The organism is Luteimonas panaciterrae (assembly GCF_020511115.1).
GTDB classification, from domain to species: Bacteria; Pseudomonadota; Gammaproteobacteria; order Xanthomonadales; family Xanthomonadaceae; genus Luteimonas; species Luteimonas panaciterrae.
On the sequence record NZ_JAJAVH010000001.1, the window covers coordinates 52,518 to 66,473 of the forward strand.

The 13,956-nt window shown below is 66.7% G+C and carries 15 protein-coding genes; 7 read left to right on the forward strand and 8 right to left on the reverse strand.

All coding sequences use genetic code 11. The features are described from left to right. The 7 genes from LG367_RS00255 to LG367_RS00285 all read right to left on the reverse strand — a co-directional run bounded on the left by LG367_RS00255 (position 1) and on the right by LG367_RS00285 (position 7,070). Positions 1 to 645 (reverse strand): hypothetical protein, encoded by a 645-nt coding sequence (locus LG367_RS00255; RefSeq protein WP_226467213.1) that lies wholly within the window; start codon positions 643 to 645, stop codon positions 1 to 3. Between the two features lie 250 nt (positions 646 to 895). Continuing rightward, a complete protein-coding gene (sctJ, locus tag LG367_RS00260) occupies positions 896 to 1,708 on the reverse strand; it encodes a type III secretion system inner membrane ring lipoprotein SctJ (protein ID WP_226467214.1) in 813 nt (270 codons plus the stop codon). Between the two features lie 18 nt (positions 1,709 to 1,726). Further along, positions 1,727 to 2,143: a hypothetical protein gene (locus LG367_RS00265; protein WP_226467215.1), complete on the reverse strand. Its 417-nt coding sequence runs from the start codon at positions 2,141 to 2,143 to the stop codon at positions 1,727 to 1,729. A gap of 117 nt (positions 2,144 to 2,260) precedes the next feature. Further along, positions 2,261 to 2,581, reverse strand: a complete 321-nt coding sequence (locus tag LG367_RS00270; RefSeq protein ID WP_226467216.1) for a hypothetical protein — start codon at positions 2,579 to 2,581, stop codon at positions 2,261 to 2,263. Positions 2,582 to 2,701: 120 nt separating this feature from the next. Next, positions 2,702 to 4,036, reverse strand: coding sequence for an FHA domain-containing protein (locus LG367_RS00275; RefSeq protein ID WP_226467217.1), 1,335 nt, complete (start codon positions 4,034 to 4,036; stop codon positions 2,702 to 2,704). Between the two features lie 242 nt (positions 4,037 to 4,278). Further along, positions 4,279 to 6,330 carry a type III secretion system export apparatus subunit SctV gene (gene sctV / locus LG367_RS00280; protein WP_319003997.1) on the reverse strand — a complete coding sequence of 684 codons (2,052 nt, stop codon included), beginning with the start codon at positions 6,328 to 6,330 and terminating at the stop codon, positions 4,279 to 4,281. Positions 6,331 to 6,638: 308 nt separating this feature from the next. Beyond that, complete coding sequence (locus tag LG367_RS00285) at positions 6,639 to 7,070, reverse strand: flagellar biosynthetic protein FliO (protein WP_226467218.1); 432 nt, start codon at positions 7,068 to 7,070, stop codon at positions 6,639 to 6,641. A gap of 153 nt (positions 7,071 to 7,223) precedes the next feature. Between LG367_RS00285 and LG367_RS00290 the strand changes: the two genes are divergently transcribed. From LG367_RS00290 to sctT, 6 genes are all read left to right on the forward strand, one after another. Next, complete coding sequence (locus LG367_RS00290; protein ID WP_226467219.1) at positions 7,224 to 8,309, forward strand: sensor histidine kinase; 1,086 nt, start codon at positions 7,224 to 7,226, stop codon at positions 8,307 to 8,309. A 3-nt stretch (positions 8,310 to 8,312) separates the two neighbouring features. Beyond that, positions 8,313 to 8,924 carry a response regulator transcription factor gene (locus LG367_RS18590; protein ID WP_319003998.1) on the forward strand — a complete coding sequence of 204 codons (612 nt, stop codon included), beginning with the start codon at positions 8,313 to 8,315 and terminating at the stop codon, positions 8,922 to 8,924. After that, a complete protein-coding gene (gene sctQ / locus LG367_RS00305) occupies positions 8,917 to 9,987 on the forward strand; it encodes a type III secretion system cytoplasmic ring protein SctQ (RefSeq protein WP_226467220.1) in 1,071 nt (356 codons plus the stop codon). Before LG367_RS18590 ends, sctQ begins: the two co-directional genes overlap by 8 nt. A gap of 189 nt (positions 9,988 to 10,176) precedes the next feature. After that, positions 10,177 to 11,100, forward strand: coding sequence for an EscR/YscR/HrcR family type III secretion system export apparatus protein (locus LG367_RS00315; protein ID WP_319003999.1), 924 nt, complete (start codon positions 10,177 to 10,179; stop codon positions 11,098 to 11,100). A 4-nt stretch (positions 11,101 to 11,104) separates the two neighbouring features. Beyond that, a complete protein-coding gene (gene sctS, locus LG367_RS00320) occupies positions 11,105 to 11,368 on the forward strand; it encodes a type III secretion system export apparatus subunit SctS (protein ID WP_226467221.1) in 264 nt (87 codons plus the stop codon). 8 nt (positions 11,369 to 11,376) lie between these two features. Continuing rightward, the gene (gene sctT / locus LG367_RS00325; protein ID WP_226467222.1) at positions 11,377 to 12,159 is read left to right on the forward strand and encodes a type III secretion system export apparatus subunit SctT; all 783 of its coding nucleotides are present in this window, start codon (positions 11,377 to 11,379) and stop codon (positions 12,157 to 12,159) included. A gap of 130 nt (positions 12,160 to 12,289) precedes the next feature. On the opposite strand, the gene sctU is transcribed toward sctT, so the two are convergent. Continuing rightward, positions 12,290 to 13,366 (reverse strand): type III secretion system export apparatus subunit SctU, encoded by a 1,077-nt coding sequence (gene sctU / locus LG367_RS00330; RefSeq protein ID WP_226467223.1) that lies wholly within the window; start codon positions 13,364 to 13,366, stop codon positions 12,290 to 12,292. A gap of 229 nt (positions 13,367 to 13,595) precedes the next feature. On the opposite strand from sctU, the gene LG367_RS00335 reads away from it, so the two are divergent. Next, complete coding sequence (locus LG367_RS00335; RefSeq protein ID WP_226467224.1) at positions 13,596 to 13,913, forward strand: hypothetical protein; 318 nt, start codon at positions 13,596 to 13,598, stop codon at positions 13,911 to 13,913. The last annotated feature ends 43 nt before the right edge of the window (positions 13,914 to 13,956 follow it).

The window sequence follows — 13,956 nt, forward strand, 5'->3', positions numbered from 1 at the left end:
TTACTGGGGTTCCGTGCGTTTTTCGTGATGGCCGGTGAGGAAGATCACCTGCTTCTCCGGCAGATGGGCGGGCGCCACGTCCTCGCGCGGCCATTGCAGCATCACCCAATCGGCGAAGGCGGGATCGCGCGCCATCGCCCAGGCGCGCAACTCGCCGCGGCCCTGGGCGTCGAGCAGCGCGTGCAGCGCGTCGTCGTCCTGTGCGGACACCGCCAGCGTGGCGTGCAGTTCGGAACGCAGCCGTGTCGCGACGGCCTTGTCGACGTGGCCGTCCCAGACCGCCTTGTCGAGAGCGAGGAGATAGCTGTTGCCGAGCGCGCGCTTGAGGATGCGCACCGGTTCGCGTCCCACCTCGGAGCGGATCGCCGGCGCGTAGGCGAGCACGCCCAGATCGCGGATCAGCACGGCCAGGCGTTCGCGCGGCCACAACGCCGCGAGCTTGGAGATGCCGCCGTCGGCGCGCGGCGCGAACAGGTACGGCGCGGGGCCGGTCACCAGCCAGCGCGCCAGCAGGCGTTGGCCGAGATCGCTTTCGTGTGCGCGTTGCAGGAGTTTCGGGTCGAGGTCGTCGGCGGTACCCGCTCCGGCACCGGTGTATCGATACCATTCGGCATCGACGCCTTCGAGAAGTGCCTGGAGGGTCATCGGGGGTTACCTGTGCCGTTCTTTGTGTCGCTGTGCGTCGTGATGCGGCTTGCGGGGCCGTGCGATCCCATCATCAAGCGAGGCTTCGAGAACATAACGGACGCTTCGAGGGCGTCCGTCGCTTCTTCCAGATTTCTGTCGCCGTCCATGGCGGCACATTCCGGCTTCGGGTCGTCCGGCCCGTCCATCCATGGCCGGGCGTTCGGAACCGCAGCAGACGCCCTGAAGGCGTCCGCTAGCGCGCGGTTCCTCACCCCTTCCACACCGGTGCCGTTTCCGGCTGTTTCGGCTGCGCCTTGCCGCCGCGCAGGCGCGCGATCAGGGCGATGCCGATGGCGAGCAGCAGCACGACGCCGGCGGTAATGCCGATCGCCAGCGGGCTGATCGAGGACAGCGCCGCCGGCATCGCGCCACTGCGGGCGATCTTCTGCGAGGCCTGCTTCTGTCCCACCGGGAAGAACTTGATCGTGACCTTGTTGACGTCCTTCAGGCCGGCGATGCCGTCCTTGATGTAGACCTTCAGGTCGGTCTCGCGATCGCTCAGGTTGACGTCGGGACGATGGAAGATCATCACCGAGGCCGAGGAGTCGGGCGTTTCGCCGCTGAGCGGCTCGCGGTCCGGCAGGGCGATCGACACTTCCGCGTCGACCACGCCGTTGACCTTGAGCAGCTTCTGCCGCATGCCCTCTTCGAGGCCGTAGATGTAGCGCGCCTTCTCCTCGAGCGCCGAGGACGCGAAGCTCTCCTTCTTGAAGAGCTCGCCCATCGACTCCGAGCGGCGCCGCGGCAGGCCGTTGGCGTTGAGCACCTGCATCGCGCTGGGGAAATCGCTCTGCGAGATGCTGACTTCCCAACGCTCCTTGCTGCTGAGCGAGGGCTCCTTCGAGGCGTCGATGCCGGCGCCGAGCAGCGCCGCCATCACCTGATTGGCCTGCTGCTCGTCGAGATCGCTATACAGCGCCGACTTGCTGCAGGCCGCCAACAGCAGGCATGCGCACAGTGCCACGACCCTCGCTTGCGGCCGCAGCATCCGCGACAACAGTCGCCATGACGACGATTTCATGCCCGTCCCCATGGCTTCTTACGACTGCTGACGGAACAGCTGCTGGATGCCGTCCGAGGTGCGGTTGGCGACGCTGGAGGTCAGCTGCGCCTTGAGCATGAACTCCTGGCACGCCACCGTCATCTCGATCATGGCGCTGGGCGTGGCCGCGAACTCGGGGCTCTTCATCTTCTCGGCCAGGGCGCCGATGTCGTTGGCGCCGCTGTTGAGATTCTCGGCGAACGAGACCAGCGAGCGCATGCCTTCCGACGGCCCCTGCACGGCACCGACGTTCGACGTCGCCGTCTGGTTTCCGACCGACGCGGCATTGCGCGCGGCGTACGCATCCGAGAACTGGTGCACCTCGAACGCGGTCGCCTGCGGCTGTGCGGCCGGCGCGGTGGCCTGGGTGGCTTTGACAGCTTCCGCTGCGACTGCCTGGATTGCTTCTGTCATTTCAATTTCCTCAACCAAGTGAGAAAAACGCGCAGATGAAACGAGCCGGATCGGAACGCTGACAACCACGTGCCGGTGCCGGTCTCCTCCCTCATGCTGTGGCTTACATCAAGCCGATTACCTGCTTTCGGCGACCTTCTTCATCGCTTCACTGGCGCTGGTGAGCTGGGTGTTCACGCTCGTGGACTTGAACTGCATTTCCATGGCGGCCGTGGTGACGTTGATGACGTCGGAAGGCTTGTCGGCACCGGCGGACAGGGCGTCCGACAGGCTGGTGATCTTGTTGGCCTGGGCATCGAGGGTGCTCTTGGCGCTTTCGGCCAGCGCGCGCAGCCAACCGCTGCTGCCACCACCGCCGCTGCCGCTACCGGCGGAAACGCCACCGACGGTGGCCTTGCCTACGAAACCGAGCAATTGGCTCTGATCAATCGTGTTCATCTTGCATGTCTCCTCGTGGATAACGGTCGGTAGACCGGATTACAACGATGTAGTGATAAAGGTGATGAATCAGTGTTAAGACGGTGTGAAATCTTGCGACGGACGACGCTTGGGACAACCTTACATCTTTTTCGACTTGTCACCGGCAGGGGTGGCGCCTGCCGACGGGGATTTGGAGCCGCTTGTCGCCGGCTTGGTATTTGCAGCAGGTTGAGGCGCCGGACTCGCGGTGGACGCAGGCGTGGCGGCGGGCGTGCCACCGGCGGCCTTGGCCTCATCCGCCAATTTCTGATCGGCGGCCGCGGCCAGTTCCTGGGCGGTGACCGGCTGCACGACGACCCGATGCGGCGCGCCGTCGTTGCCCAGCACCTGGGCGGTCTCGCCGATCGACAGCAGCTTGCCCAGGCCCGGGATGTCGGCGCCGACCGCATAGGTCTGGCCGTCCATGCCCACCAGATGCGCATCCTTCCCGCGCACGATGGAAATGATCCGGGTCGGCGGAGGCGGCGCGCTGGCCGCGGGCGGCGGCGCGTTGGTCGGGCCCTGGCCGATGGCCAGTGCCGTCTGGTTCTTCGGCACGATGCGGGTCAGGCCGCGCACGTCGCGCATGGCCCGCGACTGCGCCACGCGCTGCAGGGCGACCATGTCCGGGAAGTAGCCCGCGACCTCGACATTGCCCTCGCCCAGATAGCGGGTCTTGATGTCCACGCCGGGCAGGGTGGTGCGCAGCACCTCGCCCACGTCGGCGGCGATCTGCTCGCCGGTGCGCAGGTTCAGCGCCACCGGCAGATCCTTCTCCTGGATGCGGCGCTGGATCAGGTCGGTGGTGGCGCGGTCGGGGACGATGCCCGACAGGGTCTGGCCGGTGCCGTCGTTGGACAGCGCGCCCTTGTAGATATGGAAATCATGCACGAGCGCCTTGGCTTCGGCGTCGGTATCCACCTTCTGCTTCTGCGAAGGCATCACCGCGGCGAACACCGCCAGCGCCGCCAAGGACAGCACCGCGATCGCGGCGATCATCGGCAGCCGGCGCATGCCGGCGCTGCTCACGCGCGCGGCGGCGGCGCTGAAACCGGTGTTGCCCGGTTGCAGGGTGGCCCAGCCCGGATCGTCCTCCGTGCCGTAGGCGATCGCGGCCTCGCCGATCTGGATGCGCTGCAACGGGCGCAGCTCGACCGGATCGCCGGGATTCAGCGGCTGGCCGTCGATGCGCAGCGGCGCGTCGAGCGCGCGCAATGAGGACACATCACCGAGCAGATTGATCAGGGCGTGATGACGGGCGACGCCCGCATCGGCCAAGACGATGTCGCAGTCCTCGCCGCTGCCGACGAGGATCATTTCGCGTGCCGCCAGCGTGCGTCCCGCCCCGGCGTGCAGGCCCGACAAGATGCGCAGCACCTGCGTGCCATCCCCTTTCCCGGGGCCAGCGGTGGCGTTGTCGTGGCTGGAAGACATGGTTCGACTCACTTGCGGATGATCTACCGCGGTTTGTGACTTAGCTACCTAGGGAATTCCCGAGTCTGTCGCGTCGTGACCGTCTTGAACATCACTGTCCGGCACGAACGATGGACCCGGTTTGCCTAATTCGGGATGAACCCGGAGTAGGCGAAACGGGCACCGCATTCAGGCATTTCTGCCTGAATGCGGGGTCGGCGCGTCCTTGTGCCGGAAACCTCGTTACTGCCTTGAGGCTTCCCTCATGCGTTGATCTGCCCGGCCTGCACGATGCGCAGATCCGGAGCGAGCTCCTGATACGACAGGACCGGCAGATCGAAGAAATCCACTTCCATCAGCTTGCGCAGGTGGCGTCTCACATCCAGCGAGCACAGCAGCACCGGGCGCACGCCGGCTGCCTGCCGCGCCAGATGCGAGCGCACCTCGCTGCCCAGGCGCGCGGCCAGTTCCGGCGAGATCGCCAGCTGGCTGGCGCCGCCGGCCACGCGCACCGACTGCCGCAGCTTGTCTTCCAGTTCCGGATGGATCAGCAACACGTGCAGTGTGCGGTCGGCGTCAGCATAGCGATCGGCGATCTCGCGCTTCAGGGCCACGCGCACATATTCGGTGAGCAGCACCACGTCCTTCTCGCGCCCGCCGACATCCGTGATCGCCTCGAAGGCATCGCGCAGGTTGCGCACCGGCACGCCTTCCTCGGCGAGGCGGCGCAGCACGTCGGCCACGCGCTGCGGCGCGACCACGCGCAGCATTTCCTTCACCAGATCGGGGTAGTCGCGCTGCATGCGCGCGAACAGGTTCGAGGTTTCCTGGATGCCGATGAAGCTGCCCATGCGGCGCTGCAGGGCGGCGCGCACGTGGTCGGTGATCACATCCAGCGGCGCGCGCGTGTCCTCGCCGGCCTCGCTCACCCACTCGCCGGCCAGCGGCGGGAAGAAGCCGGCCAGCTTGGGCGCGGCATCGCTGGGCATGCGCGGCACGCGGAAATGCGCGTCGAAACGCAGGCGCCCGGAAGCCACGCGGGCGCCATGCGCGCTGAGGCGGTATTCGCCTTCGCCGAGCGCTTCGTTCGCGCGCACCTGCGGCGTCGGCACCGGCACGCCGAATTCCTCGCGCATCTTCTGCGTGATCTCGGTGATGCGCGCGCGCACGGGCTCGTTGCCGCCGGCGGCCGACAGTGCCGGCGCCAGTTCGAGCAACAGCGGCGCGGGCGGGGCGAGGTCCTCGGCTTCGACCTGCTTGTGCACGCCCGCCACTTCCTCCTCGGTGACGCGGAAGGCGCGGCGCAGCAGTTCGAAATGATGGCGATAGCGCCAGGCCGACATCGTCAGCAGGGCCGCGCCCAGCACCAGGAACACCTGCCAGGGGAATCCCGGCACGAACATCATCAGCAAGGCCAGGCAGCCGGTGATCAGCATCACGCGCGGCTGTCCGGAGATCTGCCGGGTGATCGCCTCGCCGAGGTGCCGGTCGTCCTGCTCGCCCGCGGTGCGCGTCACCACCAGGCCCGCGGCGATCGTGGCGAGGATGGCGGGAATCTGCGACACCAGGCCGTCGCCGATGGTGAGGATGCTGTAGGTGTGCGTCGCGGTGCCGAGGTCCATGCCATGTTGCAGCACGCCGACCGCCAGACCACCGAGCAGGTTGATGATGATGATGACGATGCCGGCGATGGCATCGCCCTTCACGAACTTCATCGCACCGTCGAGGCTGCCGTGCAGCTGGCTTTCCACTTCCAGCAGGCGGCGCTTGCGGCGCGCTTCGTCCTTGTCGATCAGTCCCGAGCGCAGGTCCGAGTCGATCGACAGCTGCTTGCCGGGCATGGCGTCGAGGGTGAAGCGCGCGGCCACTTCCGCCACGCGCTCGGCGCCCTTGGCGACGACGATGAACTGCACCACGGTGATGATCAGGAACACCACCAGGCCCACCACCAGATTGCCGCCGGCCACCATGGTGCCGAAGGTGTTGACGATGTGGCCGGCCTCGGCGTTGAGCAGGATCGAGCGCGTGATCGCGATCGACAGCGCCAGCCGGAACAGCGTGGTCAGCAGCAGCACGCTCGGGAAGCTGGAGAACGCGACGGGCGTGGGGATGTAGATCGACAGCAGCAGCAGGCCGAAGCCGATCGAGATGTTGAACGCCACCAGGATGTCGATCGCGATCAACGGCAGCGGCAGGATCATCACGCTGATGATCGTCACCGCCGCGAAGGCGAGGACGATGTCGCTGTAGCCGGTGCGCAGGCGCGGCCCGGTCCCGGCCGGGGCGGCCATGATGGATTCGATCAGTGAGCGCATGGGCGGTCTCCGCGGACGTCGGTCATTGCGAAAGCGTCGCCTGCGCGCAGCCCGTCAGCATCCGGGCATGCCCGGAAAGAAAGGGAAACCGTAACGCCTCGCCCTGCGGCGAGATCGCGAACCTGGCGCATTCTTCCCCTGACCTCATGCGTCACAAATTGGCGAATCACGATATACCGCCGGCGAGTTGAAGGCGTGAAGATGGTGTGACGACGGCGCGACAAAGCCCACTGCGCTCATCTAGATGTATTCGGGAATCGGACCGGAGAAAGGTCGGAGCGAAACCGGGACTTTAGCATCACAAAATCTTAACGTGAGCGGGGTATACCGGTGCCCTCGACCGCGGGGGGGGCTGCCGGTTCGGGGGTCTCCGGCGCGACCAGATCGCCGGGGTCGAGATCCGTGATGAATGTCACGCCTTGGCCCGCCACTCCCACGGCGAACACCCGTCCGGACCGTGATTTGACCAGCACGATCCGCTCCCTCGGGCCCACGGGAAGAATCTGTAGGATCGTCAGCGGGGTGGCGTTCTGCCCGGTCAGGCCGAAACGTCTCCGCGCGACATGCAGTACGGCAAACAGGGCGAGAATGATCAAAGCCAGCGGCAGCACAATCCCGAGCAGTTCGCCCGTCATGGACGGCGCGTCGGCCGGTGCGCCCGCCGCTGGCGTCGAGGCGGTGGCGGCGGCCAGTACCGGGCCGGCCCAGCCGCAGACCAGGGGGATGAGGATGGCCGGCAACCAGGACCGGAACACTCGGATTTGCGAACGATTTGAGGGCATGGGACCCGGCGGGACGGAGCGGACAAGCGGCGATTACCGTAGCAGGGCGTCCGTGCGCTGTCGTCTGCATGCCGGTTCGCGGCCAGAACGACCGGCATCGGCGGCCGCGCCATGAGCGCGCCCCGCGCCAAGCCGCACCCCGTTGCCGGACCCGGCCCGCTGCTGGAAGCCGTGCCCTTCGCCTGCGCCGCCTACGCGGACAAGGACGGCGCCCTGGTGGCGGCCAACCAGCGCTTCCTCGATGCCTTCTCGGCCCTGCCCGAGCACGTCCGCCGCGACGCCCTGCTGGCCGCGCTGCACGCCGATGCCGTCGGCGCCGACGCGCCGCCGCAGGAAGTACACACCCCGCACAGCGGACGCTGGTACGCACTGCACTGGGGCAAGGCCGAGCACGACGGGCAAGCCCTGTCGGTGCTCACCGCGGTCGACATCAGCGAACGCATCGAGGCGCTGGATTCGCGCAAGAGCCAGCAGGAGAAGCTGCTGTTCACCTCGCGCATGATGTCCGTCGGCGAGATGGCGGCCACGCTGGCGCACGAGTTGAACCAGCCGCTCGCCGCGATCATGAATTATTTGAACGGCAGCCTGCGCCTGGTCGGCCAGGCGGGCGGCTCCGCGCAGGTGAGCCCCGCGAAACTGGAGCACGCCCTCACCGCCGCGCGCACGCAGGCCGAGCACGCCTCGGCGGTGATCGCGCGCGTGCGCGAGTTCGTGCGCGCGCGCGAGCCCAAGCGCAGCGAGCAGGATGTCAGCGTGATGGCCGCCACCGTCATGGAACTGCTGCGTCTGGAAGCCGAGCGCCTGCAATTGCGCATCGACGTGCTGTTGGCGCCCTCGCTGCCGCCGGTGTACGCCGATCGCGTGATGATCGAGCAGGTGCTGCTGAACCTGACCAAGAACGCGATCGAAGCGATGCGTGAAGTGCCCGCAGCACAGCGCGAACTGCGCATCGAAGGCCGCGTCAATCTCGACGACGAGGTGGAAGTGCGCGTCGCCGATCGCGGCGCCGGTCTCACTTCCGCGCAACAAGGCCAGCTGTTCTCGCCGTTCTTCACCACCAAGAACGACGGACTCGGCATCGGGCTGGCGATTTGCCGCTCGATTATCGAATACCACAAGGGCCGGCTATTCTTCGAACCGCGCGAGGGCGGCGGCAGCATCTTCGGTTTCACCCTCCCGCGATTTGGTGAGAGGTGATCCATGGGTGAAACACAAGAAGCACGCATCTATCTCGTCGACGACAACGACGGTTTCCGCGATTCCACCGCGTGGCTGTTGGAAACGGCGGGATTCGAGGTGCAGGCCTTCGCCTCCGGCCCGGCCTTCCTGGAAGCGCAGGCGGGCACGCGCCCGGCCGAAGCGCCCGAATGCCTGATCTCCGATATCCGCATGCCGGAAATGAGCGGCCTGCAATTGCAGGAAGAACTGCTGCACCGCGGCATCGCGCTGCCGCTGGTGTTCGTGACCGCGCACGGCGACGTGCCGCTGGCGGTGGAGGCGATGCGCAAGGGCGCGTCCAACTTCCTCGAGAAGCCCTTCGACGACGAAGCGCTGATCGAAGCGATCCGCGCCGCGCTGGTCAACGCGCGCAACCGTCATGCGGCCGGCGCGCAGGCCGATTGCCTGGCCAAGCTGAGCCCCCGCGAACGCCAGGTGCTCGACCTCGTGGTGGCCAGCAAGCCGAACAAGATCATCGCCGACGTGCTTGGCATCAGCATCAAGACCGTGGAACTGCATCGCGCGAACATGATGAACAAACTCGGGGTACGCTCGCTGCCCGAATTGATGAAGGTAGCGCTGGGACATGGGTGAAGCCGCCGTAGCCACGCAACAGACCGCATCGCTGCGCGGACGCGTTCCGGCGCTGCGTCCGCTGCAGGCGCAGGCATTGCGGCGCTTCTTCGGCAGCGCGCAGCGCTGGTTCCTCAACGATGGCGGCATGCTCACGTTCTGGCCAGGCACGGCCGGCACGGCCGCCGAAACCTTCTACGTGGACGCCGACGGCACCGTGCTGCCGCTGCGCCTGGACGCCGGCGCGCCGCCGCAGCCGGGGCTGCGCTGGAGCGATTACAGCGGACGCTCGCGCATGCTGGCCTGGAGCCTCGCGCACGAACCGCAGCTGATGCGGCTGAGCGAAGGGCTCGGCATCTCGCTGCTGCCGGTGGCGGAATCCCCACAGCCCGACGACGACGACGCGCTCTGGTTCAGTTTCTCCATCGACGACGAGCCCGCCGAGGGCGGCGCGCCGCAGCCGGCGCGCACGCGCGGCGCGATCCGCTTCCCGACCGCGTGGCTGGATCGCCTGCTGGCCCGCGCCGAACCGGTCTACGCCGACGATCCGCTGCCCGAGGTCGCGCAGTGGCTGGATCTGCCCGCCCAGGTGACGCTGGAATGCGTCGGGCCGGTCCTCGATCAGGACGAATGGGACGAATTGCAGCCCGGCGACGTGATCCTTGCCGGCAACCGCCGCGCGCCGCCGGTGTTCGAAGCCCATGCCCGCGGCCGCGCCTGGCCGCTCGCGCCGACACCGGGAGGCTGGCGCGTCGAAGCCGACGCCAGGACGGTGACCACACCCAGATATCCGGAGCTCTACATGACGATGAACGAATCCGACCTTCCCGAAGAAGACGGCGGCGAAGCCGCGGTCGAAGACCATCCGGCGCGCCGCCTGCCGGTGCAGGTGGTGTTCGACATCGGCCAGATCGAACTGACGGTGGGCGATCTGGCTTCGCTGCAGCCGGGCTACGTGTTCGCGCTGCCCGCGCATCTGGAAGGCGCCAACGTGACCATCCGCGCCAACGGCAGCCGTGCCGGACGTGGCGAAATCGTGGCTGTGGGCGACACGCTCGGCGTGCGGTTGTTGGCATGGGGCTAGTGCCTTGCTTTCCTTCCTCCTCCGGGGGAAGTTGGCGCGAAGCGCCGGATGAGGGCGGGAAAATCCCGGCTCGCGGGAACGTTCCACGACAAGTGATTTCCCGCCCTCATCCGCCCCTGCGGGGCACCTTCTCCCAAGGGGAGAAGGAACACAAAACCTTCGGTCCACTGACAGGCAGGCCCTGACCTTATGGATTTCAGCACCCTCGACCCGGCACTCATCCTGGTGACCGTCGTCAGCTTGGCCTTGGCGCCCTTCGTGGCGGTGATGGTCACCTCGTTCACCAAAATAGTGGTGGTGCTCAGCCTGCTGCGCAACGCGCTCGGCCTGCAGCAGGTGCCGCCGAACGTGGTCATCAACGGCCTGGCGATCGTGTTGTCGATCTACGTGATGTATCCGGTGATCCTCGACACCCATGCGGCGATCGAGGCACGCAAGCAGGGATTGCCGCCGCCCGCGACCTCCATCATCACCACGCCGCCCGCGCAGACCGCGCCGCCGCCGCAAGCGCAGGCACAGACACCGCCACCGGCAACGGTTCCGAGTTCACCCGCCGCCGCCGCGGGCGAACAGGCCGAAGCCGAGGCCGTCGTCAACGCCGAGCAGAACGCGCAGGACCCCTTCGCCAACGTCACCGACGGCAGCCCGGCACCGCCGGCCGCACCCGCCGCCAACGCGCCGCCACCACAGGCACCGCTGCCACCCTTGCCCGCCAAGGGCGTGGAACGCCTGCTGGCGCTGGCGCAGGCCGGCAAGGAACCGCTGCGCGGCTTCCTGCTCAAGCATTCGCACGACGCCGAGCGCGAGTTCTTCCTGCAGAGCGCGCAACGCCTGCTGCCGCCGGCCAAGCGCAACGACATCTCCGCCAACGATTTCATCGTGATCATCCCGGCCTTCACCGTCAGCGAACTGACGGCGGCGTTCCAGATCGGCTTCCTGATCTTCCTGCCGTTCCTGATCATCGATCTGGTGGTGTCCAACATCCTGCTCGCGCTCGGCATGATGATGCTCTCGCCGACCACGGTGTCGCTGCCGTTCAAGCTGTTGCTGTTCGTGCTGATCGACGGCTGGGCGAAGCTGGTGCACGGACTCGTGCTCACTTACGGGAACTGACGCGATGGGCGAAGTCCTCGAACTCACCAAACAAGCGCTCTGGCTGACGTTGATTCTTTCAGGTCCGCCGGTCGGTGCGGCCGCGCTGGTCGGCTTGCTGGTGGCCTTCCTGCAGGCGGCCACGCAGTTGCAGGAACAGACGTTCGCCTACGCGCTGAAGTTCTTCACGATCGTGGTCACGCTGTTCGTCACCGCGGCGCTGATCGGCGGCACGCTGTACACCTTCGCGGATCGTCTGTTCCTCGATTTCCCCGGCATGGTGCGCTGAGCCGAGCCGTGCAATACGAATTGCTTGGCAATCCCCTCCTCGCGCTCGGGCTGACCCTGCCGCGCGTGATCGGCGCGTTCCTGATGCTGCCCTTGATCACCGCCGAGAACATGCCGTCGCTGGTGCGCAACAGCTTTCTGGTGAGCCTGGCGATCGTCGCCCTGCCGGTTGCACTCGCGGGCCTGCCGGCCGGCGGCATGCCCGTCACCGACATGGTGCCGATCCTGCTCAAGGAACTGTTCCTCGGCATCGCGCTGGGCTTCTGCTTCGGCATCGTGTTCTGGGCGATCGGCGCGGCCGGCAATATCCTCGACACGCAGATCGGCATGAGCATGGCCTCGATCATGGACCCGATTCAGGGCCATCAATCGTCCCTGCACGGACAGTTCCTGTCGCAGCTGGCGGCGTGGCTGTTCATGGCCAGCGGCGCGTTCCTGATCTTCCTCGATCTGCTGCTGTCGAGTTATTCGGTGTGGCCGGTCACCTCGTTCTGGCCGAACCTGCATCCCGGCGGCCTGTCCGCCTTCGTCGGCCAGTTCGGCTACATGATGACCGCGGCGCTGCTGCTGGCCGCGCCGGCGATGGTGATCCTGCTGATCATCGACATCTCCTTCGGGCTGGTGAACCGCTACGCGCCCTCGCTCAACGTGTTCGCGATGACGCTGCCGATCAAGGCGTGGCTGGCGACGGCGATCATCCTGCTGCTGCTCGGCTCGCTGGTGGAGTTCGTGCTCAGGCGGCTGGGCGATCAGCACGGGTTCTTGGAGATGCTGCAGAAAGTTTTTGGGTGAGCCAAGACGCGCTTTGCGCGGCACTGCCGCGCAGTCTTGGTGAACGCCCGGCCATGGATGGACGGGCCGGACGATCCGAAGCCATTCATGCCGCGCCATGGATGGCATCTGCTTGCTTCAAGGCAAGGCTTTAACTCGTCTCTTCCCCGCGATTGCGCCGCACGCTCTCCGCCCAGTGCAGCACCTCGGCCACGGCTTCGAAGAATTCGTCGCTGATGTAGTGGTCGAGTTCGATCTTCTCGTTCAATCCGCGCGCCAGTTCGATGTTCTGCAGGATCGGGATGCCGGCCTCCTCGGCCGCCTTCTTGATCTGCTCGGCGTCGTAATCCTCGCCCTTGGCGACCACGATCGGCAGGTCGTCGACACCGTGTTCGTACTGCAGTGCGATGGCGATGTGGGTGGGATTGGTCACGACGACGTTGGCTCCGCGCACGGCGTTGAGCATGTTCTGCTGCGACCATTCCTGATGCAACTGGCGGCGCCGCGATTTGATGTAGGGGTCACCTTCGTTCTCCTTCACCTCCTGACGGATGTCGCGCCGGCTCATGCGCAGCTTCTTGGTGTAGGTGAACTTCTGATACCAGACATCGAGCGCGGAGACGAAGAAGAACACGAAGATCGTCCACACGCCGATGCGCACCAGCGCATACCAGACCGCGGAGCCGATCGCGATCGGCGGCGAGCCGATCAGGCGCAGCAGTGACGGCAGCATGCCCCAGAGCACGACGCCGCCGATGAAGAGCAGGAAGGCGCTCTTGATGATCGACTTCACCAGCTCGACGAGATTGTCGAGCGTGAACATTTTCTTGAGGCCCTCGACCGGGTTCATCTGGTCGAGCTTGGGCGCCAGCTTCTTCAGGGACAGGATCGGCCCGACCTGCAGGAATTCCACCAGCACGCCCAGGAACAGCGCCATCACCAGCAGCGGCAGGGTCAGCCACAGCAGCACGTCGAAAGCGCCGGCGGCCACCTCGCGCACGGCGGTGTCGAATGGTTTGCCGATCGCGGCGAAGCTCAGCTCGAACAGTTCCTGCAGCTTGCCGTACATGAACCCCATCATCAGCCAGCCGCCCACCAGCCAGCCGAGCACGAGCACGGTGCTGGTCAGCTCCTTGCTCTTGGCGACATTGCCTTCCTTGCGGGCGTCGCGGATCTTTTTCTGGGTAGGCGGTTCGGTCTTGTCGGCGCCCTGATCCTTGTCGGCCATATGGGCTCACCTGTGGGTGGAAGCAGTGGCCGCGGCAGGCTAGCATGACCAGCGCTCGGACCCGGTTGCGCGGCCGGCGCCTGAACGCCAGGCAAGGCGGGATCTCCGAGCCGGCGGCAAGGCTCGATATCTAGGGTTACCCCTAGCTGCCCCGGCCCTGGCCGCCGCGATAAATTCCCTCCATCGCCGCCAATGCGGCCATTGCCAGGTTCCCCCGAACTCTCTGTCCATGAGCGGTATCAGCAGCCCGACCGATCCTCGCCTCACCGCACCCGGCCTCGACCAGGTGCATGGGCAGGTCGCGCTCGACCAGCCGCAACAGGGTGTCGTCCAGGATCCAGGCCTTCAGCCGGCACCGGCCGCGGTCCAGGACGCCGGCGAAGGCATCCTCCAGGCCCGCGCCTGGGATCAGGAAGGCCCGCACCATCTCGACAGCGAATCGGACCTGCAGGCGCAGTTCAGCGCCCTGTCCCTGGCCGACGCCGCCGCGCAGGCGCCGGAAGCGATCGCCGCACCGCTGGAACAGCCGGTCGTCGACGCGGCCTGAGCCGCCACCCCTGACGAAGCTCTAGACTGGCGGCCTTCGATGC

What these genes read in the sequence shown, in the direction of transcription:
- LG367_RS00255 (WP_226467213.1), bottom strand. Translation starts at nt 645, where the DNA reads ATGACCCTCCAGGCACTTCTCGAAGGCGTCGATGCCGAATGGTATCGA.
- sctJ (WP_226467214.1), bottom strand. Translation starts at nt 1,708, where the DNA reads ATGAAATCGTCGTCATGGCGACTGTTGTCGCGGATGCTGCGGCCGCAA.
- LG367_RS00265 (WP_226467215.1), bottom strand. Translation starts at nt 2,143, where the DNA reads ATGACAGAAGCAATCCAGGCAGTCGCAGCGGAAGCTGTCAAAGCCACC.
- LG367_RS00270 (WP_226467216.1), bottom strand. Translation starts at nt 2,581, where the DNA reads ATGAACACGATTGATCAGAGCCAATTGCTCGGTTTCGTAGGCAAGGCC.
- LG367_RS00275 (WP_226467217.1), bottom strand. Translation starts at nt 4,036, where the DNA reads ATGTCTTCCAGCCACGACAACGCCACCGCTGGCCCCGGGAAAGGGGAT.
- sctV (WP_319003997.1), bottom strand. Translation starts at nt 6,330, where the DNA reads ATGCGCTCACTGATCGAATCCATCATGGCCGCCCCGGCCGGGACCGGG.
- LG367_RS00290 (WP_226467219.1), top strand. Translation starts at nt 7,224, where the DNA reads ATGAGCGCGCCCCGCGCCAAGCCGCACCCCGTTGCCGGACCCGGCCCG.
- LG367_RS18590 (WP_319003998.1), top strand. Translation starts at nt 8,313, where the DNA reads ATGGGTGAAACACAAGAAGCACGCATCTATCTCGTCGACGACAACGAC.
- sctQ (WP_226467220.1), top strand. Translation starts at nt 8,917, where the DNA reads ATGGGTGAAGCCGCCGTAGCCACGCAACAGACCGCATCGCTGCGCGGA.
- LG367_RS00315 (WP_319003999.1), top strand. Translation starts at nt 10,177, where the DNA reads ATGGATTTCAGCACCCTCGACCCGGCACTCATCCTGGTGACCGTCGTC.
- sctS (WP_226467221.1), top strand. Translation starts at nt 11,105, where the DNA reads ATGGGCGAAGTCCTCGAACTCACCAAACAAGCGCTCTGGCTGACGTTG.
- sctU (WP_226467223.1), bottom strand. Translation starts at nt 13,366, where the DNA reads ATGGCCGACAAGGATCAGGGCGCCGACAAGACCGAACCGCCTACCCAG.
- LG367_RS00335 (WP_226467224.1), top strand. Translation starts at nt 13,596, where the DNA reads ATGAGCGGTATCAGCAGCCCGACCGATCCTCGCCTCACCGCACCCGGC.